Below are 22,274 nucleotides of genomic sequence, written 5' to 3'. Positions count from 1 at the left end.
ATAGCTGAGCAATGGGTTTTCATGCACGAACCAGCTACTGCAATGAAACACAAACCCACCGCATCGCGTTTACTCTCAAAAACCAATCTTTAAATAAATGAGACTCTACAAAATCATCGGCGTAGCCGCGGCCAGCTTAATGTTGGGTGCCGCTTCGTGCGAAACCACGAATAATCAACAGGGAAAAGATAACAGCGCCGTACGGGATGTGGCGCTGGAAAACTCGGCCGGGCAGGCCACGGCAGCTTTTGCCGAAGGCTGCTTTTGGTGTACCGAAGAAATTTTTGAAGCTGTCGTAGGCGTTGACTCGGTTATTTCGGGTTATGCCGGGGGCCACACGCAAAATCCGACGTACGATCTGGTCAATACTGAAACTACCGGGCACGCCGAAACAGTGCTGGTCTACTATGACCCTGCGAAGATCAGCTATGAAGAATTAGTGAACGTATTTTATCTTTCGCACGATCCTACCACGCTCAATCAGCAAGGGCCCGATCGGGGCACTTCGTACCGCTCGATTCTTTTTTATCAAACTCCGGAAGAAAAAGCGACCGCCGAGCGGCTCACAGCTCAGTTGAATAAAGACCGCTTCGATGGCAGAATCACCACGGAAGTAAAAAAACTCGACAAGTTCTACCGCGCCGAGGGGTACCACCAGGACTATATCGAGCATAACCCCGGAAACCCATACGTGCAAAACGTATCGATCCCCCGCTTCAAGAAATTCAAAGCCGCATACAAAGGAGCATTGAAAGAAGGGGTTTAAAGTTCTGATCAGGCAGAACAGGCTGTCACCAAAAGAAGAGAGGGACAAAGGCAAAGCCGTTCGCAGCTTTACCTTTGTCCCTCCCTTCTTTTAAGCGAAGAAAAGTCTCGACTGGAAACCGATTTCGCTGTTTCAGGACGAAACCATTTCCTTAGGGACTCTTATTTTCCGATGACCATGTTAGGAGTTATCTCCTGCTCGAAGGTGATGTACCCAGGGTAGTTCACGGCCTTATCGCCGACGGCGAGGGTGGGTTTGATTTTAACCGTGAGGACAGCAGGCTTGCTGTCATCTTTGCCTGAAAGTGATTGGATCATGGCCACGAAGCTATCGCGGGTCTGGTCGTTGGCGATCAGGTCGTAGGCATTGGTACTTAGTTGCACCGGAACCTGAGTACTTCCTGTACCGGGGTACACCTCGATGCGGCGATTCAGGACCCCTTTGAAAACCTCACTTTTGGAAAGCAACACAATGTACTCCAACTGATTGATGGCTGCCAGACGATTGGTCGGGTTAACGATATCCAGGTTGACGCGCAGATCGAGGGGTACTTTTTTGCGCAATAGCGCCAAACCCAATTGCGGGTACTTTGTAGGATCGAGATCCTTCACACTCTTTATATTCCTGAATTCGCGGACGTCGGTCCCGGCCAGGAAAATACTATCGACGGAAGAGATGGCATAACGGCAATCGCCGAAAGTTTTGGCTTCCTTTATTTGATTACTTACCCCACACTGGGTGAGAAACAAGGCTAGTGTAAGAAGACCGAGAGTGGCGGTTATTTTTTTCATGGGATAACTGGATTGATAGAAACTGGTGGTTAGCAATTCTGTAAACAGGGGATAGAACGTCTTTATGATATCATAACGTTCGTAATGCGTACATTTTCGTTCATAAATACACAGCTTCCCCGATCGGCAGCACCGTTCTGACCACAGACGCTACGAGCGGTTTAATACTTTGGCATAAAGTTTTAAACCAGGTTCAGGGACAGGCATGACGAGCAGACAAACCATGGAAGGGACCTACTGTTCCGAAGCCTGGTTCACTCAGTATCTACCATTATATAATCGATCGAACAATGCCCTGGACAAAGACCGAATATCCGCCATCGCTGAAAAACTTCATGGCGCCCGTACGCAACAAGGCCATCGAGATTGCCAATGCCCTACTGGATGATGGCTATGAAGAAGACCGCGCGATCCCCATTGCCACGGCCAAGGCCGAGGAGTGGGCCAAGAACCGAAATAAGAAAATTCGGAAGGACAAAGCACCGTAATGGTGAAAACTACGAGAAATTTCTCTGGTAAGAAAGTGAGAAAAAACGTACTTTTGCAATCATCGAAGAGGCAAGACGGCCAACCCCGCCTGCCTCTTTTTTATTGGTAAAAGGTGGGGTATCACACCAAGATTCAACCCACACTATCCATCATTCATCATCGCACGGGCGACCCCGTCATAATTCATCATCACCCACATGGCAAGCTGGTATTTAGGAAAAATACGTTATCAGAAAGAAGACGAAAACGGAAGGCTGAAAACAACCAATGAGGCGTATCTCGTGGATGCCCTGACATACACCGAGGCTGAAGCAAGGCTTTACGGGCAAATTGTAACAGGTGTAACGGATTTCACGGTTACGGCCATCACGCGGATGCGCCTGGCGGATTTGCTGACCTTTGAAGGCGGAGAAAAATGGTTCAAAGCCAAGGTAGTTTTCTATTCGATCGACGAAAAGAGCGGCAAGGAAAAAAAGGTGGTCAATTACGTGCTACTGAACGCCGAGGATATCACTCAGGCCCTGGAACGGATTACCGAGAGCCAGCGAACCATGCTGATTCCTTACGAAACCACCGACATGAACCTCACACCAATTCTGGACGTATTTCCCTACGAGGCGGGTGCGACTGAGGAAGCGGTCCCCCCCAATTTTCGTCCGTTGGCCGAAGTACAGGCCGAACAGGAAGCAAACGCCTGATCTCCTGGAAAACGAGACATTCGTGATTTAATCAAGATGTCCGCCAGCCCTGCCTTTTATGGGGGGCGGAAAAGATAAGGACGAAACAATCAGGGTCGGTCGATTGGTAAAGCAACTACCAATCGACCGACCCTGATTGTTTACAGTCATTATTTTTTGATAATAGCCACGGTCACCGGAACGCAAAGGGTTGTGCAGGGTTCACCATCCGGCAGCACGGTAACGGTAGCGGTTCCCGAACCAAGACCCTCGATGCAGGCATCTTCCAACGCAGTGAGGGAGTAGGTGGTTGTTTGAGTGGGGAATACAGGAATAGTAAAAGGATTGACCGAAGTAGTGAACTCACTGCCATCCGAAAGTTGGATTTTCCAGGGGCCTCTTCCAGTGAAGTTCACCGTAAGATTGGCCGAGTCCCCACTCGTAATGGTAGCGTTACCCGAAAGCGTGGCGGTGGGGGCATCCGCTATGACAAAAGGGGCCGACGCTGTGCCCGTGATGCCCGGCCCTGTGGAGACCACCCGCACGCGGTAACCCGCCCCCCCTGGCAGGTTGGCCGGAATAGTCGCATTGAGCGGACCAGGCGTGGCAGTGCCGGTGCTGGAAATATCCGTAAAGTTTGAACCGTTTGCGTCAGAAAGCTGAACTTTGAACGCATTGGCGGAATTGAAAAAAGCATTGGTAGTGAACGCAACCTGGATGTCACTCCCTAAGCAGACAGTATCGGCGGCAACATCAAGCGTGGCAATCGTATCGGCAGGTGGAACGGCCGCTATGGTTACCGTGGCACTCCCTGACACTGTTCCTCGCCCGCAGGCATTGCTGACAGAGTCAATAGTGTACGTGGTAGTTTGGTCGGGAAACACATTGATATTTAATGGACTCACCGACAAATTATTATAAACTACCCCGGCAACACTGATTGAAGTGGGCGGGCTGCCATCGAAACTGACTTTCAGCGTAGCCTGTTGGCCGCTATTAACAACCGTGTCTCCCGTGATGGTGGCTGTGGGGAGGCTGGCCGCAAAGGCACATCCAGCGGCATCGCCCAGCGTGCCCGAAATAGCCGGAACCTCTGTGGCCACTGGTCCTTCAATAACTACCTGCGAAACCCTGGCACTGGGAAAAGCACCCGGACCATTCCAGGTGGCAGTGTAACATCCATCAGTTCCCACCGGAATATCAAACGTCAGGTGTGCAATATCAGACCAGGAAGTAGTTACATTGACCGTATCATCAAAAGGGGCGCTACCATTATACAGCACATTGAGTGTAAGGACAGAACCCTGTGCGACTAAGGTTAGCAACCCGTACCTGCCACCAGAGTAGTTGTCGATGGAGGACAGGACGGGATTGGTGAGAGTACCCGGCGAAACTGTGAAGGGCAGATTTGATGTTCCTAAAATAAAGGCACTGTCAAGATTAGAGGCTTTGATTTGTGCCACGAAGGTAATCTTGCGGGTACCGCAATCCACGGATTCCTGAATCAGCCTGAGATCGTACTTTCCGTTTTGTGCTATGGCTATTCCACAGGAGCATACCAGAAAGAGTACAATAGTGCAGGTAGTCAGCCGCCAAAACATTCGAAAGGTAGAGTTTATCATTTTTATCAGATAAGAATCTTTGCTTGTAGCCGCTATTGTCTCCCGACCAGAGTGAACTTGCCATTGTTTGTATTCCAAACCAATTTATCGAAGGCTGAGATTTGGGCGTCCATGTCAAAATCAGCTTTGGAGTAGATGTCGAATGCCCCGTTGGCACTAAGCCACAGCAAATAATCGCTGGCGTTTATTACGAAATCTTCGTCGGGCAGGTTTTTGTTGCCGTCACAGCAATGCATCGCAAACACCATGCCGATTTGCTTCTGGCCGACGGAGATCGGATTCGTATCGGTATACGAATTCTGGGTGGTAAAGTCGTAGGAAAGCGTACCATTTTGTATTGGTACGGCTGTTTCTGAAAGTACCCCCAGATGATTACGATGCTCAATTACAATGTAATAAGCCTGTCCTTCCGGAAGATTAGGCGAGGTGCCAATCATAGCGACCTGGCCATTGTTCAACACCAGGGCAGCTGTTCTAAACACCGTATTGTTAACCGAAGGAGAATTGGCTCGCAAGGAAACAAGTACCCAATCCACCGCATTGGCCTGATAGTTGCTTACGCTCTCGCTGCCGGTATAATTCCACGGGCTGCCCTGGTATGGCTGCCCGGGAGGTGTCGCCGTAGCCGAGGAACCCACGGGAGTCTGACCAGGCAATAACCCACGCTGGTTGAGGGTGGTAATCATCAAGCCTGTATTCGCTCGATAGGCCCCTTCCAGCAGCACTTTGAGATCAAGGGTAGTTGGAGCTGGCCCGGGCGCCTGTATATTCAGCGTGTAATCTTCTGCCTCCCCAAATTGCAATGGCCCGCAGGGATCCTCTACCAACCCTTCGTCGCGAAAACGGGAGCGTACCCGCAGTCGGGTCGGGCCGATTGCCGCGGAGGCGGGAATACTGATGGATCCCGAAACATTTGGCGACATATTGTTGCTGCTTGTCGACTGAAACAGCAGCTCTGAGGCTTCAAATATGCCGTTCGCATTTGCATCCAGCCAAATGGACAAATGCTGTGGAAAAAACGTGCCGTTCCCACCTGAGACGGCGCGGGCTGTAAAACTATAATTCTGTCCTGCAACTACCGGTGCCGCAGCAGAAGTAAAATCGCTATAACTGGCCGTGCCACAACCGGAATTTAGGCGGGAAACGAGCGTCTCGGCGTTTTTTGTTAATAAAAAATCAGCAATATAAACGGGCGAACATGGTGAAGAATAGCTGGGTTTGCAGTAGAACAGATCAACCATCGCCGTATCCTCGGCGCTGTATTGAACGCCGTTGGCTACGCGTACTCTATAATAGTATAGCGTATTGGTACTCACGGTAGCGTCAAGATACGCGGTCACGTCGGGATTTAGGCCGACTATTGGAGTGTAAGACGCAGCATTCCCCACGGATCGCTCCAGAATAAAACCGCTTTCGCCGCTACCCGGATCGCTGAACGTTACCTGTACCCCACTGCTAGTCTGGGTAGCGATCAATTGAGTAGGGACTAAGGGCAAAGCAGGAAAATCAAGGGTGTATTCATTGTTACTGGCAGTGCGCAATAACAGGCCATCCTGTATTCGATCGTACTGACCCGCTGTAAAACTGTTGCCGCAGAGGTAGTAGTACGACATCATATTGTTGAGCGCAGGCTGGTAGAGATCCCCGTTGGCATCCCTGACGGTACCCGTATACGAACAACCTGAGGTATTGGCCCCCACCAGGCCGTATGGGTCGGCCGGGGTGTCGCAAAGCAAGTCACCTGCTGTGTCACAATTTGCTCCTGCTGTGCGTGTAACCAGTTCACGCAGCGACACGTTTGGATTGGTATTATTATAAAAAGTGTGCAGCAGATTGAAGTAGTGCCCCAGCTCATGAGGAAGTGTCCGTCCGTCGGCAAGGCGGTCAGCCCGGACAAAAACCCGGTTACTGCTAGCCAGCACGGATGGGTAGTAAGCATAACCGGTTACGTTGGATGACTGAAAGTTCAAGGTTCCTACCACATAGACATTGACGGCATCGTTGACGTCATTGACTTGCGTCAGGTCATCTTCTTCTGAGTATTCGTAATCGTAGAAAGTATTGCTGTTTATATAATGCGGCCCGCTACCCGCCAGATAGAACTGCAAACCGCTCTGCCTGTATTCCCGGTTAATGGCAAGCAGCGCATTATTCACGTCGCCTCCGGTAGCTCCGCCGGTTCCGTTACTCCGCCGGATCACATGAAACCGGATAGGTACAAAAGTGTAGTAATCAGACGTCAACCGTCCTCCTACCCTCCCTCTCTTGATCTCCTTGATCCTGGCCTCTCTTGCCGCTACCTCCTGTGGAGTTGGTTCCGGACTACGGCATTCCAGTACCTGCCCATTCCCATTGAAAGGCAATGATAAAAACATAAGCAGCCCAACGGCCACCCTACCAAGTCGGAAATGAAAAATAGCTAAAAAAATCACGGACGCTTCTGGTCTTTATCAGTTACAATAATGCAAACCAGAGCAAATAAAGTGCCATTTCTACCGCCTTGATTAAGGCGGCAGAAATTGTCGGGTATGAAGGATTTTTTTTATTTCGTACTTTTCAAACAAACCGGGTTATGCTCTTTCTCCTTCCATGCCTCTTAGTATTGTTTTGCGTACTGGTTTAAATCCAAAAACAGTGGATTAGGCTCATAGCTCAATAACTTCAACGAGCCATACTGGTCGTCCGATTCGGTGACGAGCTGGTTGGGACCAAGCAAATAAATGTAGCTGAATGAAACCGGCAACTGGGCGTCGCCCTCCCACTCATCGAAAGCATAAAGAGGATACACTTTGAAAGGTACTTCAGCCACCCACAGTTTGGTACTTTCATTGGTCTTTAGGTAGGACAATACGTATTCCTGGCTCTCCCAACCGAATTCCGGACGTTTGTTTCCGGTGGGCTTGCATTGCTCCCGAAATGTTTGCTGCTGATCCTTGACTTCATCAGGTTCGGGCTTTACCGAGCTATTCTGAAAAGCGGCCTGGATTTTTTTGCCTGATTCGGTCGTACCGCAGGCAATCATCTTCCCATTGGGCAGAGCCAGGATCAGCTCATTCATATCGTCGGTGGCTCCAAAACTACTTTCACGCTGGAAGCACATCGTGCCCGTAACCGGATCAATGAAAATCCATATCTCGCCTTTGGTCTCGTCGCGTTTGCGGGTGTACTCATAGATCAGCGCGTGACTGAAATAATACTTGCCCTTCTCAGGTTTCCACTGTGCATTCCGGTAAGCATCAGTGGCTGGCTTCGCGGCAGGTTTGGTTTGAGCGATGGCAGTTGAACGGACTGACCAGGTACCGATAGTGGCAAGTAGAATAAGTAGTTTTATTTTAGACATGGGAAAGTGGAAATTTTGTAGGAAGTACCAAATACTTTTCCAAAAATAAACAATTTGCCGCAAGGCCAAAGCAGAAAGTAACCAGCGAAAAACTGCGATTGCGTATATTGTGGTTCGAATCAATGAACGGAAGAAATCCAGTCATGCGGAAACTCTTATCTCTGACGCTCCTGCTCTTTTCTCACCAGTTTTTACTGGCTCAAACCGTTCCCACCATCAGGCTCTCAGAGATTGCGGGCGATCGCGACACGTCGCTGCACCAACTAGCAGCCAGGCGAGTTACCGCAGTACGCAACGCTCATGGCGACACACTTGACGCAGGGACATTCCACCGGACAGAATTCGACGGAATTGTGGGCAGGGACAGTGTACAATGGCTTCGTTTCGATCTATTGAATGACCTGGACACTCCGCAACGCCGCATTTTCCAGTCCAGCAGTCAGAACGATCTGGTGGATTTTTATTACTCCAAGGACAATTTCAACTCCTGGACACACCGGCAAATCGGTGCTTTTGCCTCCTACCACATAGCAGACTATCGCTTCGATAACTGCCGCCTGCCGGTGGATATGCAGGCGGGTGAGCGACTATCATTTCTGGTAAAATTGGAAAATTACTATTATCCCCAGTCTGACGCTAAAATTTGGCTTCAAACCAGAAGTGGCCTGAGAAACGATTTCTGGTCGATGTATTCAGGAAATTTCAACGGGGTTTACCTTAGCGTACTCATTCTGGGTTCGGTGCTGGCGATTTTCCTATTCGTCGCTTTCTTATACATCACTACCCGCGACTCACTCTACCTATATTATGGTCTGTACCTGGGTGGAGTAGCCCTGTATTTTTCTGCCAAAACCGATTCTCTGTTTTTTCTGGGATATTGGGTCGGAGGATTCCCCAAACTTGTAGCGGTACTTAACGAGCCTATTCAGATGCTTTATACTGCGCTCTACATCCGGTTCAGTATGGGGTTGTTAAGGATCCGGGATTATGATGCCAGGCTTCACCGCTTCCTGAACTTTTGCTGGAAAGCGCTTCTCACCTACGGTCTCTTTCTGATTCCGGTTTCGGCAATCATTTGGAAACGGGAATTCGAAGCGGGACTGCTCGCCTTCGACCGGGCAGTGCTCCTGCTCTTCACTCTGGTGATGCTGGCAAGGATTATTCAGAAAAATCGCTCACCGCTACTGGGGTATTTTTTGATTGGCAACGCGCTGTTCCTCATGGGTGTAGTCGTCTCAACGCTATTAAGTTTAGGGATAGCCGGCAATCCGGAATTCTCAACCCTCTCCCCGATCAGTTATTTTCAGATTGGTGTACTGGCCGAAATTATGTGCTTTTCATTTGCCCTAGGGTACAATGTGCGGGTATTGGAGCGTGAACGCAACGAAAACCAGAAGGCTTACGTCAGTCAGCTGCATCTGAATCAAGAAATAACAGAAACCGCCAACCGGGAACTGACCGAAAAACTGGAAGAACGCACCAAGGAGGTGATGGCCATGTCAGAGGCGATGCAGGTACAGAAGGAGGCGCACCTGCGTTCAGAATTTGAGTTTCAGCTAGGTGAAATGGAAATGCAGGCTCTTCGGGCGCAGATGAATCCACACTTTATTTTCAACAGTCTGAACACAATCCGGTACTTCGTACTGAACAATGAAAACGAAAAGGCGAGCGACTACCTCGGCAAGTTCGCCCGTTTACTACGAATGGTGTTGCAGAATTCACGTGAGAACACTATTCCATTAAGTGAAGAACTGGAAGCGCTGCGTCTATATCTGGAAATCGAAGCCCGACGCTTTGGTGAAAGTTTCAAGTACCGTATTATTGTTGCCGACGACCTGGACACCGACGGAATTATCGTCCCCCCCCTACTATTGCAGCCTTTCGCCGAGAATGCGATCTGGCATGGGTTATTGCACAGCGATAAACCCGACAAGCAGCTTACGGTCCGGATTTCGGAAGAGAAGGACGCCTGCATTTTCACCATTGAAGACAATGGCGTCGGCCGAGACCGGGCCCGCGACATGAAGAGTCGCTCGGCTACTCACAAGAAGTCGTTCGGGATGCAAATCACCAATAAGCGCGTTGAGCTTTTCAATAAAAACTTTTCCTCCCAAATCAAAATAGAAGTCCGTGACCTGGTTGACCCCGGCGGGGAAGTCGCCGGAACAGCCGTGGAAATTCGGTATCAGTTGCCGGAGTGAATGAACAGGCCGAATTCGCCCGTCACATTTTCACAAATTCCACCCGGCGATTGTTGGCCTTACCCTCAGGAGTGGTATTCTCGGCCGCAGGAGCAGTTTCGCCTTTACCATCGGTTTCGATGCGGCTCTTATCAATGCCAAATTCGCTCACCAGGTTTTCCTTCACCGACTCGGCGCGTTTTTTGGAAAGGGCCAGATTAGCGGCTTCTTCGCCGTCAGAATCGGTGTGGCCGATGATTTTGACCTTAACCGAAGCATTTTCTTTCAGAGTCTCGGCGATGTCTTTCAATACTGCGTAGGACTCAGGTTTGATATTGGCGGAATTGACATCAAAAGTAATACCCGTGGTAACGAATTTCCCTTCGGTGATTAGCTTGGAGCGAGTGTCGGGTGCGCCTACTGCCAGGCGAATATTCGAGAGAAACATCTGATCGTCGTCTTCAGAAAGTTCAGAGTGAAGCCGCAAGGCATTTAGATTTATGTCTGTCGGAAAAATGCGGGGCAAGTCGAACACCTTGAGTTCGTCCACGTAAACCCGCAGCCGCTGCTTCTGGCGCCACATGGCTATATGAAATACCTTGCCGTTGTTGTCTGGATTAATGATGTTGTCCATTTCCCTTTCTCCTGCCAGGTCGGTGCGGCCACCGGTCAAATTCGTCTGAAACAAACTCACTTTGCCAGATCCCATTGCGCCGTCAAAAACAAAGCCTGCCCCCCGGCCCGCTGCTTCGCTCTGGATTTTGGCATCGCTCTTTTCGGTTTCGTGCATTACCACGTAGAGACGCTGCTGGTACGCATACGCTTTCTCCCAGTTATTGTAGATCAAGTCAAACTCCAATGTAAAGTTCTCGGGCAAGTCTTTTATAAAATCCGGGATGTACGAGGTGTTTTTGGTTTGCTTTAGCATCAGCCACTTGCCATCGTAACCTTCGATGGTTACTACTTCTGCGGTGCCGTTGGTGTTCCATTTAGCGGGAAAATCCCCAACCGCATCCTGCGAAAAATCCTCAGAGGCTACCACCCTCTCACCCGGTACAAAATCAAACTTACTATATGAGGCAAAAGCCGCCTTCGCTGGCTCAGTTTCCGTACCACTACCAGAGTTCACATCTCCGCCCGACATTCGCCCACCACCGTTAGAATTGCCAGAATTACTTTCTGTTCCGGCGTTTTCACGGTTGTTCTCTTGCTCTTTATTTTCTTCTTTTTCTTTCTTGTCTTTTTTCTTAAAAATACTACCAATTCCTTCTTCCAGTTTATCAAAACCTCTGTCGATGGTTTGATCGATACGACGGTTGGCCCGGTTTTCAGCCTGCCGCTCTACGGTAGTTTTGGGGTTGCGGATCACTATCTGAGCCGATACTTCGACCACCGAACAAACAAGAACGAGAAATAGTAGCGTACTGGTTTCAAATCGTTTCATTATTGAATTTTTTATTGTGTCGATTATCAAATATAAATAATATCCGGTAGAATAGTGGCAGGATTCGAGTAAACGGCAAGTACTAAAACCATAAAGTCAATTCCGGAAAGACCTTACTTTCAACAGATTATTCAGCACATCTTTCCGGCTGCGGGAGATGGCGATCTCACTGCCATCGGACATCACGACGTAGCCGCCATCGGAGCGCACGTGCTTTTTGAGATGATCCAGATTAATGAGATGAGAATGGTGGATCCGGGCAAAATTGGCCCCTTCCAGCAGTTCCTCCACTTCCTTTAAGGTTCGGCAAATTAAAGTGGGATTGTCGCCAGCCTGGAATATCCGGGTATAGTTACTATCCGATTCGCAGCGGATAATCTCGGCAATCTCCACATATTCCAGCCCCGAGGTAGTTGGCAGCGCGATTTTCTGTGGTACCTGCTGTTCCCTCACCAGCACCGAACGCAGAAAATTGAGTTGGTCTTCAAGATCGCCCTGGCGTCGTTTCTCCCCAAGTTTGGCAACACACTCCTTCAATTCCGTCGAATCGATTGGTTTCAACAGGTAGTCGAATGCACTGTACTTGAACGCTTTGACCGCAAACTGGTCGTATGCGGTAGTAAATACCACATCGAAAGATTTGTTGGTGAGCCGATTGAGGAGTTCGAAGCCATTATATACGGGCATTTCGATATCCAGAAACAACACGTCAAAAGTCTCCCGATTGAGCACGGGCAGGGCTTCTTCCGATCGGTTGTATTTGCCGACCACTTCCACTTCGGGGCAATGGCTTCTCAAAAGGATAGCGAGGCTTTCGGTGCAATGTGTCTCGTCATCAACAAGTATAGCTCTCATGAATTCCGGAGGGTTAAATTGTAGGGTTCAGGGCAAAGTCTGGGACGCGAATGGTGAAAAAGAAAGATCGACTCCAATGATTTTGCGAAAAGCATCCTTTTTGGTCATTCTTAATTCCAGGTCAGTACCATGCCGTTCGTTCAGGAGCTGCAGCCGCTTCACAGTCAGCTCCAGCTTACTCTCCCGGGCGCCGGGCTTGGCACGCAAATCAGTAGTTTCAGAACTTGCTCCATTTGTTTCCAGTAAGATGTGAATCTTTCCTGACTTCTTTTGCACTGCCAGTGTCAATACGCCCCGGTCGGCACGCGCATCCAGATTATGCCAGATCATGTTTTCAATGTGGCTGTGCAAAATTAAGGATGGAACCAGTACCCCATCCGTTTCGATACCGGGCTCGACCGTAACCACCAGCTGAATGGCACGGGCGAAGCGCAACTTTTCGATCTGAACATATTGGTGGAGGGTCTCGATTTCATCAGTCAGTTTAACAAAATCCCTCTGCGAATGCCCGGCGATGCGTCTTAAAAACCGGGAAAATAGCGTAAGATAAGAGGATGCCTTCTGATTGTCGTTTTGAAGAATACAATAATTAATGGCATTCAAATTATTAAAAAGAAAATGCGAGTTGAACTGCGCCCGCAGCAACTTCACTTCCAGTTGAGCCATTTGCAAATCTAGATCGATGATCATTTCGGTGTTACAAGCCTCATCCTGTGGAACGATGAAGGCCTGGTGGTTTCTCCGAAACTAAGGCATATCTGCTAATTGTGAAACACCGAGTGAGCGATTTGCCACTCCGGGACAATAATCGGCGCCAGTGGGTTATCGCCCGGCTAATCGAAATTTGCGCGCGACCACCATAAACTCCTAACTTGCGGTTTCGTTTGGACGACCTACATGACTGCAAATTTCCCTACCGAGACCGTTTCGCTACAAGCCGGAAAGCGTATTTATTTTTCTTCTGATTTTCATCTCGGTGCCCCTGACACGGCTACGAGCCGCACCCGGGAGCAGACCATCGTCCGCTGGCTGGAACACATTCGGCCCAATGCGCAGGTGATTTTCCTGGTGGGCGACATTTTTGACTTCTGGTTTGAGTACAAGTATGCCGTTCCCAAAGGCTTTATCCGGCTGCTGGGAAAACTGGCCGAGCTCGCCGATGCGGGAATCGGGCTGGTTTTCTTTACCGGGAATCACGATATGTGGATGTCGAACTACTTTACCCACGAACTTGGCGCAGTGATCCATCGCGCTCCCGTACGCTATCGCATTATCGACGCGAAAGGCAACGAACGTACATTGTTAGTGGGTCATGGCGATGGTCTTGGGCCGGGTGACCACTTCTACAAAGGATTGAAAAAAGTCTTTGAAAATCCGCTGGCGCGGTGGTCTTTCCGGCAACTCCACCCTGATGTGGGGCTGCGGATCGCACACACTTGGTCGAAACAGAGCCGGATTTCAAATATGAAAAAAGGGGAAGAAATCTTTAAAGGCGAAGAGCAGGAGTGGCTATTGCTGTATTGCAGAGAAGTTGAACAAACCAGTCCGCATGACTACTACATTTTCGGCCACCGTCACTTGCCCCTTGACCTCAAAGTGTCGGCCACGAGCCGATACATCAATTTGGGCGAGTGGGTGAACCTGCAAACGTATGCGGTTTTCGACGGGAAGACGGTGGAGTTGTTGGAGTGGAAGGGTGGCAAAGTACCTAAGTGAAGGTAGGTTAAACAAACCTGATACCCTGACCGATGATGCAATTAGCCATGCTGTCACCGCCGGGCGTGCCCGTTACAGGGCCCCTTATTTTTCAATAAAATCCTGCCGAGACATACTTTCCCTGGGTGTTTGGTTCAATTCCTTGCGGTAGTCTTTCTTTTTGAGGTCGCCATCCTGTACTGACTTGATAAAACGTCCCCAGGCAAATGGGTTCAGGAATGGGAAAGTGGTAGCAAAGCCCTTGTTGGCGGCCGATTCCCGACCAAATAAGAGCTGATCCATCGTGTATCGGTAATTGGTTTGAGCGTTGTTAGGCATCTGAGCGGCCATTCGGGTGATGTATTCCAGATCAGTACTACGCGCCAGAGCATCGCGGTCTGCCTGGTCGGGTAGGCGAAGAGCTAGGAAAGCCTTCTTGAACTCTTCTTCGGTAGCATACGGGTACACACGTACCTCGGCCAGCATAGTCACAGATTCCTGCATCTGGATGATGGCCGAGTAGGTCGGCTCATTATAGTCCCGCGGAATAAAATGGTATTGCGTACGGTAGCCCACGTAGCTATACAATATACTATCGCCGGGAAACACCGGAATAGTAAAAACTCCCAAGTTGTTGGTCAGGGTACCTCGCCCCGCTCGAGGAATAAAAACGTAAGCTCCCGGCAGTCGCTCCGTGTTTTTTCCGGCTACTACCACGCCCGTAAACATAATTGCCTTTTGCTCACCTTGGGCAATGGCAATCTGACTACCTAGGCTTAGGGAGGCAGTTAAAAAGAACACAAGGAGAAAATTCTTCATTTATTATATAAATTAGCACCAGATCACCGATGCGATTGATAATGGGCATTGAGGAGAAACGCTACCTAACAAACGCTATGCATCCACCCTCATTGTTCCCTCTGGGGGTTAAAAGGTTGCCCCCTCTAGGAAAAAAGCTTTAAAAAGGTAACAATAAAAGGCGCGGAAAGCAGCAATCCATCAAAGCGATCGAGAAAACCACCGTGGCCGGGAATACTGCTCCCCGAGTCTTTAATGGCGATGCTCCGCTTGAAAAGCGATTCCACCAGGTCACCGTAGGTACCCGTTACGACGATAATGGCACCAATGCAAAACCACTGCCAGGGTTGGTAGGTCTGGAAGTACAACCCCAGCAGGAATGCAATAAATGCGGCAGAAAAGGCGCCGCCGACCGCGCCTTCCCAGGATTTCTTGGGCGATACCCGCTCGAACAACTTGCGGCGTCCGAACTTTGTTCCGGCAAAATAAGCCCCGATATCGGTCGCCCACAGCAGCAGCAGGCTGCCGAGAATAATCTCAGGATTGTAGTTTTGTCCCCGCATCGCCATCACGATGATAAGCGAAAACGGAAGGGCGACGTAAATGAGCCCTAAAAACGTGAATCCAATATTTGTAAAGGGTTTCAGATCATTCTTCTTATATAGTTTTATAAAAAAAATCATTGCCAGGAAAGGGCTTATCAGGAAGTAGTTCTCAAAGCCGATAAGCCCTTTTTCCACTACATAGGTCAGTACCACCAGGGATACACCGCAAATAGTGCCGTAATAAGTGAGCGGCAGATTACCATCCAACCCCAGCAATTTGTAAAATTCCAACTGCGTGAGCATACTCAGCAAGCCGATCATCAGCACAAACGTCAGGTCGCTGTAAAGGATCGAACTCACGATGACCACTACCCCGAATATCCCCGCAACAATCCGCTGTTCAAGATTATTGAGGCTGTTCAGGCGTGATCTCATTGGCTAGGAGGGTTTTGGCTGCTTCGGCATTCTCGGTCGGTACCCTCACTTCGACATACCCGAAGTGATTGGAGTAGTTATCAATCTTGTCCATCAAAACGGCGTTGATGCCATTCTGTTCCAAAATCCCCCGGGCAATCTCTGCCCGCGCAGAATTGTTGGTAGTCATTACGTTTATCCAGTTGTCCATTGGTGTTGATTTAGTTAGTTGTTGACATACTTGGTTGTTTATAGTTCAGGCGGTTGCATGCTGGCCTTTGAAACCTTGAATAGTAGCCAACCAAATGATTGAATACCTAAACTGCTAAACAAAATCGGTCCATTTTTCCCCCGACTTGTCCGAAGCCAGGACAGTATCTATGAATTTCATGCCGCGCAGCCCGTCGTGTACATCAGGGAAATCATAAAGTGGGTCTTGCTCTTTTCCTTCCCAATGGGCGCGAACGGCCATCGCAAAATTCCGATAGAGGTTGGCGAAAGCTTCCAGATAGCCTTCGGGATGTCCCGCCGGGAATCGTGTGTTGACCTGCGCTGCCTCCGATAGCTCGCCTACGCCCGTCCGTAAAATGCGCGTGGGACTGCCCTGTACTTTGTGAAAAAGCGTATTGGGTTCCATCTGATTCCATTCCAGGCCGCCAAGTTCGCCATAAACCCGGATATTCAGGTCATTTTCTTCGCCATTGCAGATTTGGCTGTTCTGCAGGATGCCTTTCGCCCCGTTGTCAAACCGCAGCAGTACGTTGGCGTCGTCATCGAGCTTGCGGCCTTCGACGAAGATCGTCAGGTCGGCGCAGACCTGGGTTATTTTCAGACCTGTAATGTACTCGGCCAGATTCTCGGCGTGAGTGCCTATGTCGCCCAGACCGCCCGCTGCTCCGGAACGTTCGGGGTCGGTGCGCCAGGAGGCTTGTTTTTGGCCAGTCGCCTCAACCAGCGTAGAAAGCCAGCCCTGGGGGTACTCCACAATGACTTTGCGGATTTCGCCCAATACGCCAGCCTCGATAAGCGCTTTGGCTTCCTTGACCATCGGGTACCCCGTGTAGTTATGGGTCAGGCAGAAAACCAGTCCGCTGTCCTCTACAATTTTTACCAGTTTTTCAGCATCGTCAGTCTGATGCGTAACGGGCTTATCGCATACCACGTGGAAGCCATTTTCCAGAGCCAGCTTGGCAGGAGCGAAATGCACATGGTTGGGCGTCACGATCGAAACAAAATCCATACGCTCCCCTTCCGGCAGTTCTTTCTCTTTTTGAATCATTTCCTCAAAGTTACCGTACACGCGGTCTTCGGGCAGATATAGGGCGGCGCCGGTAGCTTTGGATTTCTCGGGGCTGGAACTGAAAGCCCCGCAGACGAGCTCGATTTCGCCATCCATGATCGCGGCACGGCGGTGCACCGCCCCGATGAAGGCGTCGAGGCTGCCACCTACCATTCCCATGCGGATTTTTCTAGGCATTGCTTGTTGATTGTGGGTTTTAGTAAAAAGAATAATGGGGGAAAAGAGTAGCCTGGGCCACTCTTACTACTTACAAAGGTAGCAAGATAAAAAAATTGGCCCTAGCCTTCCCAAATATTAGTAGAAATGGGGGCGTTTCCGTTTTTTTACGAAAAAATTGCGCGAAACCCACTTACCCGAAACCATCTAAACTATCCTTTTCAACTAAATCCGTTTAACTATGAATCAAAATGTCAATGCGAATCGCCTATTCCTGGGCAGTTGCTTTGCGCTCATCACCACGGCTTTCTCTTTCGCCATTCGGGCGGGTATTCTGCCGCAGCTTGGCGAAGAATTCGGACTGAATGCCGAGCAGTTGGGCTTCATTAATTCCATGTGGTTTTATGGCTTCCCCATTGCTATGATTATCGGCGGATTGGTATATCATACGGTTGGCCCGCGCATTATCATGATGGTCGCCTTTGTCATGCACACACTCGGGATTATCCTGACCATCTATTCTGGCGGCTATAATGGTCTGTTGCTTTCCACTCTTTTCATTGGCATTGGCAACGGCTGCACCGAAGCGGCCTGTAACCCCATGATTGCCGACTCCTATGCAGGAGCGAAAATGAATAAGATGCTCAGTCGCTTCCACATGTGGTTCCCCGGCGGTATCGTGCTGGGTAGTTTGATCTCCCTGGCGATGACCAAAATGGAGATGGGCTGGCAGGCTCAAATCTGGATCATCATGATCCCGACCCTGATTTACGCTTTTCTCTTCTGGGGTCAGACTTTCCCCAAAGCAGTGGTGGAAGGAGCCACCTCGCTCTCTGCCAACTTCAAGGGAATGCTCAATCCGCTATTCCTTTTCATTTTTGTATTTATGGCGCTTACGGCCATTTCTGAATTTGGCCCGCAGCAGTGGACCGCCATTATTCTTAGCAAGAGCGGAGCAGAACCTCTGTTGATTCTAGCCCTGGTAACTGGTTTGATGGCCGTGGGTCGCTTTTTCGCCGGAGATGTCATTGGCAAGTTCGGCCAAACCGGCGTGCTGCTTGGATCGGCCGTTTTCGCCACGATCGGCATTTACCTGTTCAGCAGCGTGACTGGCCCGATGGCGTACCTTGCTGCCATTTGCTTTGCACTGGGAGTATGCTATTTCTGGCCGACTATGCTGGGTTTTGTAGCCGAAAAAGTACCCCTGAGCGGTGCATTGGGACTTTCGCTGGTCGGTGGCATGGGCATGTTCTCTACGGCCATTTTCCAGCCGATTATCGGTAGCTGGATCGACGACCATACGGCTGCTTTCAGGGCCGAAGGTCTCTCCGGCGATGCGCTGGAATTAGCGGCAGGCCAAGCCACGCTATTGAATATGACTACTTTTCCGATTATTCTGGTCGTAGCCTTTACTGTCCTGTTCTTCTGGGTAAAGGCACGGAAAGCAAAAGGGTTGCACAACCTTCCAGAGTCGGAAGTAATGCAGCAGCCGCAGTTGTAATTTGGGCGGTCGGCTATCAGCACTCGGCTTTTCTTTTTATTTCAACTTCCCGAAAGCTCCAAAGCTTTCGGGAAGTTTTGTTTCTGGTCAAAAGCATCCTACTGCCGGTAGCCGAAAGCTTCAGCTACCTCATCTTCACGACCGTCACACCCGCGCCACCACGGTCGGCGTGCTCGTCCTGCATGGTGGCCACCTGCTTGTAGCCCCGCAGATGGTTTCTGACCAGGGTACGGAGGATGCCGTCGCCCTTGCCGTGGACTATGCGGATTTCGTCGTAGCCCAGCATCACGGCATTGTCAAAGAATTGGTCTACGACCCCCATGGCTTCCTCGCCGCGTTTCCCACGAATGTCCAGATTGAAGCTAAAATTCTGCTGTCGCTCGTTCATATCTACCCCCGTCATGGAGGGGCGCGTCTTGGTTTCCCCCGTGACTTCCCGGTAGGTCTTGTTGGATACCTTTTCCAGGCGATTGAGCTTGATGTTGGATTTCAGTTCGCCAATGCGTACCTCGGCATCTTTGCCTTTCAGTGCCATTACTTCCGCAAGGGCAGTCTGGCCCTTGATCCTGACAAAACTACCTACCTCAATCGCCCCGCTTTCCGGCTCGATTTTCACCTTTGAAGGTAGGTCGGCCACGGGTTCAGGTTTGAGTTCTTTTTTGGTGAACCTTTCCAACTCGACCCGGGCCTGCTTGGTAGTTTCGCGCTCCGCTTTGCTTTCTTTTATTTCGCGAATAGTATTTTCAATGCGCTGGTTGGTGTCGCTAAGCAGTAGTTTTGCTTTCTGCTTGGCTTCGTTCAGGATACGTTTTTCGTTGTTTTCCAGCGTAGTTTTCTGAGCTGTGTACTCCGCGAGTTGCTGGGCGAGCTTGCGCTCTTTGATGCCCAACTCCATGTTTTTCTCGGAGAACACCCGACGCTCGATATCCAGTTCTTTCAGGAGTTTTTCAAAATTCACCTGCTGCGTTCCCAGCTTTTGCTTGGCTTGTTCAACTACCTCCCTGGGAAGTCCGATTTTTGACGCAATCTCGAAAGCGAACGAACTACCCGGCTTGCCGATTTCCAGCTGATACATAGGCTCCAGATGCTCACCATCGAAGCGCATAGCCCCGTTGATTAGTCCTTCGGTCTTGTCGGCCAGTACTTTCAGGTTGGTGTAGTGCGTATTGATGACACCATAGGCGCCCGACCGCGTCAGATTTTCCAGAATAGCCTCGGCGATGGCCCCGCCCAGTCCCGGCTCGGTTCCTGTGCCAAACTCGTCGATCAGGAAAAGGGTGCGTTTATTGGCCATGGCCAGGAAGTGCCGCATATTGGTGAGATGCGAACTGTAGGTACTTAGGTCATTTTCCAGCGACTGCTCGTCACCGATGTCAATGAAAATATTTTGAAAAAACCCCATCGTCGAGTCCTCCCGCATGGGCACCAGCAACCCGCACTGGTACATGTACTGAATCAGCCCGACGGTTTTCAGCGAAACAGATTTACCGCCCGCGTTCGGTCCCGAAATAATGAGAATGCGCTGCTTCGGGTTCAGTTCCAGGCCTAGCGGAACCACACTTTTGCCTTGTTTCTGGAAAGCGAGGTGCAGCAATGGGTGTCGCGCTGCCCGCCAGTCCACCATTGTTTTATTTTCAAACTTAGGGGCGATGGCGTTCATCTGCGAAGCCAGTTTTGCCTTGGCCCTCAGAAAATCCATTAAACCCAAAAACTGGTAGGCCTTGTGCAGTTCCGGCAAGAAAGGTCGCAGATGATCGGTCAGGCGGATGAGGATACGATTGATTTCGCGGCGCTCCTCGTATTCCAGCTCGCGGATGGCGTTGTTGGCTTCCAGTACGTCCGTCGGTTCTATGAATACCGTTTGACCGGTAGAGGATTCATCGTGGATAAAGCCTTTGAATTTACGTTTATGCTCGGCGGCAATCGGAATCACCAGCCGTCCGTTGCGAACCGTCAGCGACACGTCGTCCCCCACCCAGCCACTACTTTTGGCCGTTCGCAGCATTCCGTCCAGTTTTTTGCGGACGGCGATTTGCTCCGAAATAAGCCGTCGCCGAATCTGCGCCAATTCGGGCGAAGCGTTATCGCGGATCAGGCCGCGTTCGTCAATGATGCGGTCGATGGCGTCCGTCACGCTGCGCTCCACACGAACGGTGGCAGCGTACTCACCCAGCAAAGGGTAGGTTTCGGGAGGCTGATTGGCAAAAAACCGAAGACAGCCACTGATGGTATTCAGGGAAGATTTGAGGTTAAAAAATTCCTCCTCTACCAGCATAGTACCTTCGATGGCCGCGCGGCGCAGATAAGGTGTGACATCGAGGTAGTTTTGCGACGGAAAATCGCCGCCCGACTGCATGATGCGCTTCATTTCGGCGGTCTGTCCCACCAGTTTTTCAACCAGGCCGAAATTATCCGAGAAGCGAATTTTATCTACGAATGCACGACCCAATGGACTGATGCAAGCCTCTTTCAGCCATTCACGCAGCCGGTCAAAGCCGAGTTTTTGTTCTAAATTTATTGGATAAAGCAAGATATCAATGTGAAATTAGTGAATGTCGGAATTAGTGAATTTGGAATAGGACTGCCGGAGGGTTTGAAATAATTTCATTCCGACAATCCCCAGTTCACTAATTCAAAATTAAAATACTCGCTGCACTTCCTCTTTCACGATCTTCAACGCTACTGTGCAAGGCTGGGTTTCCTGCTGGATGACACGCTCAAAGATGCGCTTACCGAGTTCGTTGGCGGGAGCTTCCGCCTCCACATCCAATGCGGCCTGATTGATGAGCGACTGTACTTCGTTGACCGCTTTCTTGACCTGCTCCCAGGCGTCGTTGCTCATATATACTTGCTGGGCCAGGTTATGGTTGAACTCTTCCCGGATTTCCCGCAGCAGAATTTGCTGGAATTCCAGCGCGTTGCTGGCCGATCCTGCGGTGCGAAGCAGCAATTGATTGGGTGTGATACGTTCCAGAAACAGACAGATGCGCTCGTATGCCTGCAAGCGGAGGGGCAGAACGATCTCGGCATTTTTGGACTTTATGTCCCATCTTTGTTTTTCAAAAATCTTTTCGGCCAGTGTGGTCAGAATCAGGTAAAGTCCGAACATTACGACCAGTGCGACGGCCACAATGCCAAGGAGTGAATACAATGCCATGGTTTTTGTTTGATTACAAGTACGATATAAGGCGCAAAATTAGACTTTACACCCCGGGTATGATGCCGATTGAACAATAAAACTTAAAAATGGAAACGAAGGAATCCAGAAATACAGTGTCGAAAACGCCAGTGGTAAACAACATCGTGGCTGCCCCGGTTCACATTTCCGAACGGGCTCAGTTTGAAATAAGGGAAACGTTTCAAGCCAATAAAATTCCTGACGAATACGGCATACGTGTAGGGCTGCGCGGCGGAGCCTGCAGTGCCACCTTTCTGCTGGGTTTCGATGTACCTACCCCGGATGACCAGCTTTACGAAGTGGAAGGTATAAAGGTACTGATTGACCGCCGGCACCTGATGTATGTCCTCGGTGTTACGGTGGACTACGAGGATGGTACTCAGGGCGCTGGCTTCACCATTACGGCAGAAAGTGAGAACCCGACAGCTGAGTAGAGTTAGGTTACCTTTTTTTTGGCACGGTTTTAGGTCCATGGTCAGTTGTCAATAGCCCCACTACGGTGTCCGAATTCCTTAAAAAATAT

20 protein-coding genes are annotated in these 22,274 nt (G+C 50.0%); 7 read left to right on the top strand and 13 right to left on the bottom strand.

Going from position 1 to position 22,274, the window contains the following annotated elements; genetic code table 11:
• Window positions 1–97: 97 nt before the first annotated feature.
• Complete coding sequence (gene msrA, locus IE117_RS16900) at window positions 98–766, top strand: peptide-methionine (S)-S-oxide reductase MsrA (RefSeq protein ID WP_229581046.1); 669 nt, start codon at window positions 98–100, stop codon at window positions 764–766.
• 161 nt (window positions 767–927) lie between these two features.
• Here the strand turns inward: msrA and IE117_RS16895 are convergent, their stop codons facing one another.
• The gene (locus IE117_RS16895; RefSeq protein WP_189565657.1) at window positions 928–1,557 is read right to left on the bottom strand and encodes a hypothetical protein; all 630 of its coding nucleotides are present in this window, start codon (window positions 1,555–1,557) and stop codon (window positions 928–930) included.
• Window positions 1,558–1,847: 290 nt separating this feature from the next.
• On the opposite strand from IE117_RS16895, the gene IE117_RS16890 reads away from it, so the two are divergent.
• Window positions 1,848–2,045: a DUF2188 domain-containing protein gene (locus IE117_RS16890; RefSeq protein WP_189565656.1), complete on the top strand. Its 198-nt coding sequence runs from the start codon at window positions 1,848–1,850 to the stop codon at window positions 2,043–2,045.
• A gap of 198 nt (window positions 2,046–2,243) precedes the next feature.
• Window positions 2,244–2,744, top strand: a complete 501-nt coding sequence (locus IE117_RS16885; protein WP_189565655.1) for a DUF4494 domain-containing protein — start codon at window positions 2,244–2,246, stop codon at window positions 2,742–2,744.
• A 149-nt stretch (window positions 2,745–2,893) separates the two neighbouring features.
• Here the strand turns inward: IE117_RS16885 and IE117_RS16880 are convergent, their stop codons facing one another.
• From IE117_RS16880 to IE117_RS16870, 3 genes are all read right to left on the bottom strand, one after another.
• Window positions 2,894–4,345: a hypothetical protein gene (locus IE117_RS16880; protein ID WP_189565654.1), complete on the bottom strand. Its 1,452-nt coding sequence runs from the start codon at window positions 4,343–4,345 to the stop codon at window positions 2,894–2,896.
• 32 nt (window positions 4,346–4,377) lie between these two features.
• Window positions 4,378–6,720 (bottom strand): GEVED domain-containing protein, encoded by a 2,343-nt coding sequence (locus IE117_RS16875; protein WP_189565653.1) that lies wholly within the window; start codon window positions 6,718–6,720, stop codon window positions 4,378–4,380.
• 221 nt (window positions 6,721–6,941) lie between these two features.
• Entirely contained in the window at window positions 6,942–7,685 is a 744-nt protein-coding gene (locus IE117_RS16870; protein WP_189565652.1) for a hypothetical protein, read from the bottom strand.
• 143 nt (window positions 7,686–7,828) lie between these two features.
• Here IE117_RS16870 and IE117_RS16865 point away from each other — a divergent pair, with 143 nt between their 5' ends.
• Window positions 7,829–9,886 (top strand): histidine kinase, encoded by a 2,058-nt coding sequence (locus IE117_RS16865; RefSeq protein WP_189565651.1) that lies wholly within the window; start codon window positions 7,829–7,831, stop codon window positions 9,884–9,886.
• 22 nt (window positions 9,887–9,908) lie between these two features.
• On the opposite strand, the gene IE117_RS16860 is transcribed toward IE117_RS16865, so the two are convergent.
• From IE117_RS16860 to IE117_RS16850, 3 genes are all read right to left on the bottom strand, one after another.
• Complete coding sequence (locus IE117_RS16860) at window positions 9,909–11,309, bottom strand: OmpA family protein (protein ID WP_189565650.1); 1,401 nt, start codon at window positions 11,307–11,309, stop codon at window positions 9,909–9,911.
• Window positions 11,310–11,405: 96 nt separating this feature from the next.
• The gene (locus tag IE117_RS16855) at window positions 11,406–12,164 is read right to left on the bottom strand and encodes a LytR/AlgR family response regulator transcription factor (protein WP_189565649.1); all 759 of its coding nucleotides are present in this window, start codon (window positions 12,162–12,164) and stop codon (window positions 11,406–11,408) included.
• A 27-nt stretch (window positions 12,165–12,191) separates the two neighbouring features.
• Window positions 12,192–12,854 carry a sensor histidine kinase gene (locus IE117_RS16850; RefSeq protein ID WP_189565648.1) on the bottom strand — a complete coding sequence of 221 codons (663 nt, stop codon included), beginning with the start codon at window positions 12,852–12,854 and terminating at the stop codon, window positions 12,192–12,194.
• Window positions 12,855–13,061: 207 nt separating this feature from the next.
• Between IE117_RS16850 and IE117_RS16845 the strand changes: the two genes are divergently transcribed.
• Window positions 13,062–13,880, top strand: a complete 819-nt coding sequence (locus IE117_RS16845; protein ID WP_189565647.1) for a UDP-2,3-diacylglucosamine diphosphatase — start codon at window positions 13,062–13,064, stop codon at window positions 13,878–13,880.
• Between the two features lie 84 nt (window positions 13,881–13,964).
• On the opposite strand, the gene IE117_RS16840 is transcribed toward IE117_RS16845, so the two are convergent.
• The 4 genes from IE117_RS16840 to IE117_RS16825 all read right to left on the bottom strand — a co-directional run bounded on the left by IE117_RS16840 (window position 13,965) and on the right by IE117_RS16825 (window position 17,075).
• Complete coding sequence (locus IE117_RS16840) at window positions 13,965–14,678, bottom strand: carboxypeptidase-like regulatory domain-containing protein (RefSeq protein ID WP_189565646.1); 714 nt, start codon at window positions 14,676–14,678, stop codon at window positions 13,965–13,967.
• A gap of 125 nt (window positions 14,679–14,803) precedes the next feature.
• A complete protein-coding gene (locus tag IE117_RS16835; RefSeq protein ID WP_189565645.1) occupies window positions 14,804–15,637 on the bottom strand; it encodes a phosphatidate cytidylyltransferase in 834 nt (277 codons plus the stop codon).
• A complete protein-coding gene (locus IE117_RS16830; protein ID WP_189565644.1) occupies window positions 15,609–15,827 on the bottom strand; it encodes a putative signal transducing protein in 219 nt (72 codons plus the stop codon). The genes IE117_RS16835 and IE117_RS16830 overlap by 29 nt, the downstream gene beginning before the upstream one ends.
• A 114-nt stretch (window positions 15,828–15,941) precedes the next feature.
• Window positions 15,942–17,075: a Gfo/Idh/MocA family protein gene (locus IE117_RS16825; protein ID WP_189565967.1), complete on the bottom strand. Its 1,134-nt coding sequence runs from the start codon at window positions 17,073–17,075 to the stop codon at window positions 15,942–15,944.
• Between the two features lie 238 nt (window positions 17,076–17,313).
• Here IE117_RS16825 and IE117_RS16820 point away from each other — a divergent pair, with 238 nt between their 5' ends.
• Window positions 17,314–18,573 carry an MFS transporter gene (locus IE117_RS16820; protein ID WP_189565643.1) on the top strand — a complete coding sequence of 420 codons (1,260 nt, stop codon included), beginning with the start codon at window positions 17,314–17,316 and terminating at the stop codon, window positions 18,571–18,573.
• Between the two features lie 124 nt (window positions 18,574–18,697).
• Here the strand turns inward: IE117_RS16820 and IE117_RS16815 are convergent, their stop codons facing one another.
• Together IE117_RS16815 and IE117_RS16810 are read right to left on the bottom strand one after the other, a co-directional pair.
• On the bottom strand, window positions 18,698–21,103 hold the full coding sequence (locus tag IE117_RS16815) for an endonuclease MutS2 (RefSeq protein ID WP_189565642.1): 2,406 nt from the start codon (window positions 21,101–21,103) through the stop codon (window positions 18,698–18,700).
• 108 nt (window positions 21,104–21,211) lie between these two features.
• Window positions 21,212–21,730, bottom strand: a complete 519-nt coding sequence (locus tag IE117_RS16810; protein ID WP_189565641.1) for a DUF7935 family protein — start codon at window positions 21,728–21,730, stop codon at window positions 21,212–21,214.
• A gap of 89 nt (window positions 21,731–21,819) precedes the next feature.
• Here IE117_RS16810 and IE117_RS16805 point away from each other — a divergent pair, with 89 nt between their 5' ends.
• A complete protein-coding gene (locus IE117_RS16805; RefSeq protein ID WP_189565640.1) occupies window positions 21,820–22,185 on the top strand; it encodes a HesB/IscA family protein in 366 nt (121 codons plus the stop codon).
• The last annotated feature ends 89 nt before the right edge of the window (window positions 22,186–22,274 follow it).

The organism is Persicitalea jodogahamensis (assembly GCF_014651615.1).
In the GTDB taxonomy this organism is placed as follows: Bacteria; Bacteroidota; Bacteroidia; order Cytophagales; family Spirosomataceae; genus Persicitalea; species Persicitalea jodogahamensis.
This window is presented reverse-complemented; position numbering and strand designations above follow the sequence as displayed.

Coding starts and splice junctions, on each gene's coding strand:
- msrA (WP_229581046.1), top strand. CDS start 98: ATGAGACTCTACAAAATCATCGGCGTAGCCGCGGCCAGCTTAATGTTG.
- IE117_RS16895 (WP_189565657.1), bottom strand. CDS start 1,557: ATGAAAAAAATAACCGCCACTCTCGGTCTTCTTACACTAGCCTTGTTT.
- IE117_RS16890 (WP_189565656.1), top strand. CDS start 1,848: ATGCCCTGGACAAAGACCGAATATCCGCCATCGCTGAAAAACTTCATG.
- IE117_RS16885 (WP_189565655.1), top strand. CDS start 2,244: ATGGCAAGCTGGTATTTAGGAAAAATACGTTATCAGAAAGAAGACGAA.
- IE117_RS16880 (WP_189565654.1), bottom strand. CDS start 4,345: ATGATAAACTCTACCTTTCGAATGTTTTGGCGGCTGACTACCTGCACT.
- IE117_RS16875 (WP_189565653.1), bottom strand. CDS start 6,720: ATGTTTTTATCATTGCCTTTCAATGGGAATGGGCAGGTACTGGAATGC.
- IE117_RS16870 (WP_189565652.1), bottom strand. CDS start 7,685: ATGTCTAAAATAAAACTACTTATTCTACTTGCCACTATCGGTACCTGG.
- IE117_RS16865 (WP_189565651.1), top strand. CDS start 7,829: ATGCGGAAACTCTTATCTCTGACGCTCCTGCTCTTTTCTCACCAGTTT.
- IE117_RS16860 (WP_189565650.1), bottom strand. CDS start 11,309: ATGAAACGATTTGAAACCAGTACGCTACTATTTCTCGTTCTTGTTTGT.
- IE117_RS16855 (WP_189565649.1), bottom strand. CDS start 12,164: ATGAGAGCTATACTTGTTGATGACGAGACACATTGCACCGAAAGCCTC.
- IE117_RS16850 (WP_189565648.1), bottom strand. CDS start 12,854: ATGATCATCGATCTAGATTTGCAAATGGCTCAACTGGAAGTGAAGTTG.
- IE117_RS16845 (WP_189565647.1), top strand. CDS start 13,062: ATGACTGCAAATTTCCCTACCGAGACCGTTTCGCTACAAGCCGGAAAG.
- IE117_RS16840 (WP_189565646.1), bottom strand. CDS start 14,678: ATGAAGAATTTTCTCCTTGTGTTCTTTTTAACTGCCTCCCTAAGCCTA.
- IE117_RS16835 (WP_189565645.1), bottom strand. CDS start 15,637: ATGAGATCACGCCTGAACAGCCTCAATAATCTTGAACAGCGGATTGTT.
- IE117_RS16830 (WP_189565644.1), bottom strand. CDS start 15,827: ATGGACAACTGGATAAACGTAATGACTACCAACAATTCTGCGCGGGCA.
- IE117_RS16825 (WP_189565967.1), bottom strand. CDS start 17,075: ATGGGAATGGTAGGTGGCAGCCTCGACGCCTTCATCGGGGCGGTGCAC.
- IE117_RS16820 (WP_189565643.1), top strand. CDS start 17,314: ATGAATCAAAATGTCAATGCGAATCGCCTATTCCTGGGCAGTTGCTTT.
- IE117_RS16810 (WP_189565641.1), bottom strand. CDS start 21,730: ATGGCATTGTATTCACTCCTTGGCATTGTGGCCGTCGCACTGGTCGTA.
- IE117_RS16805 (WP_189565640.1), top strand. CDS start 21,820: ATGGAAACGAAGGAATCCAGAAATACAGTGTCGAAAACGCCAGTGGTA.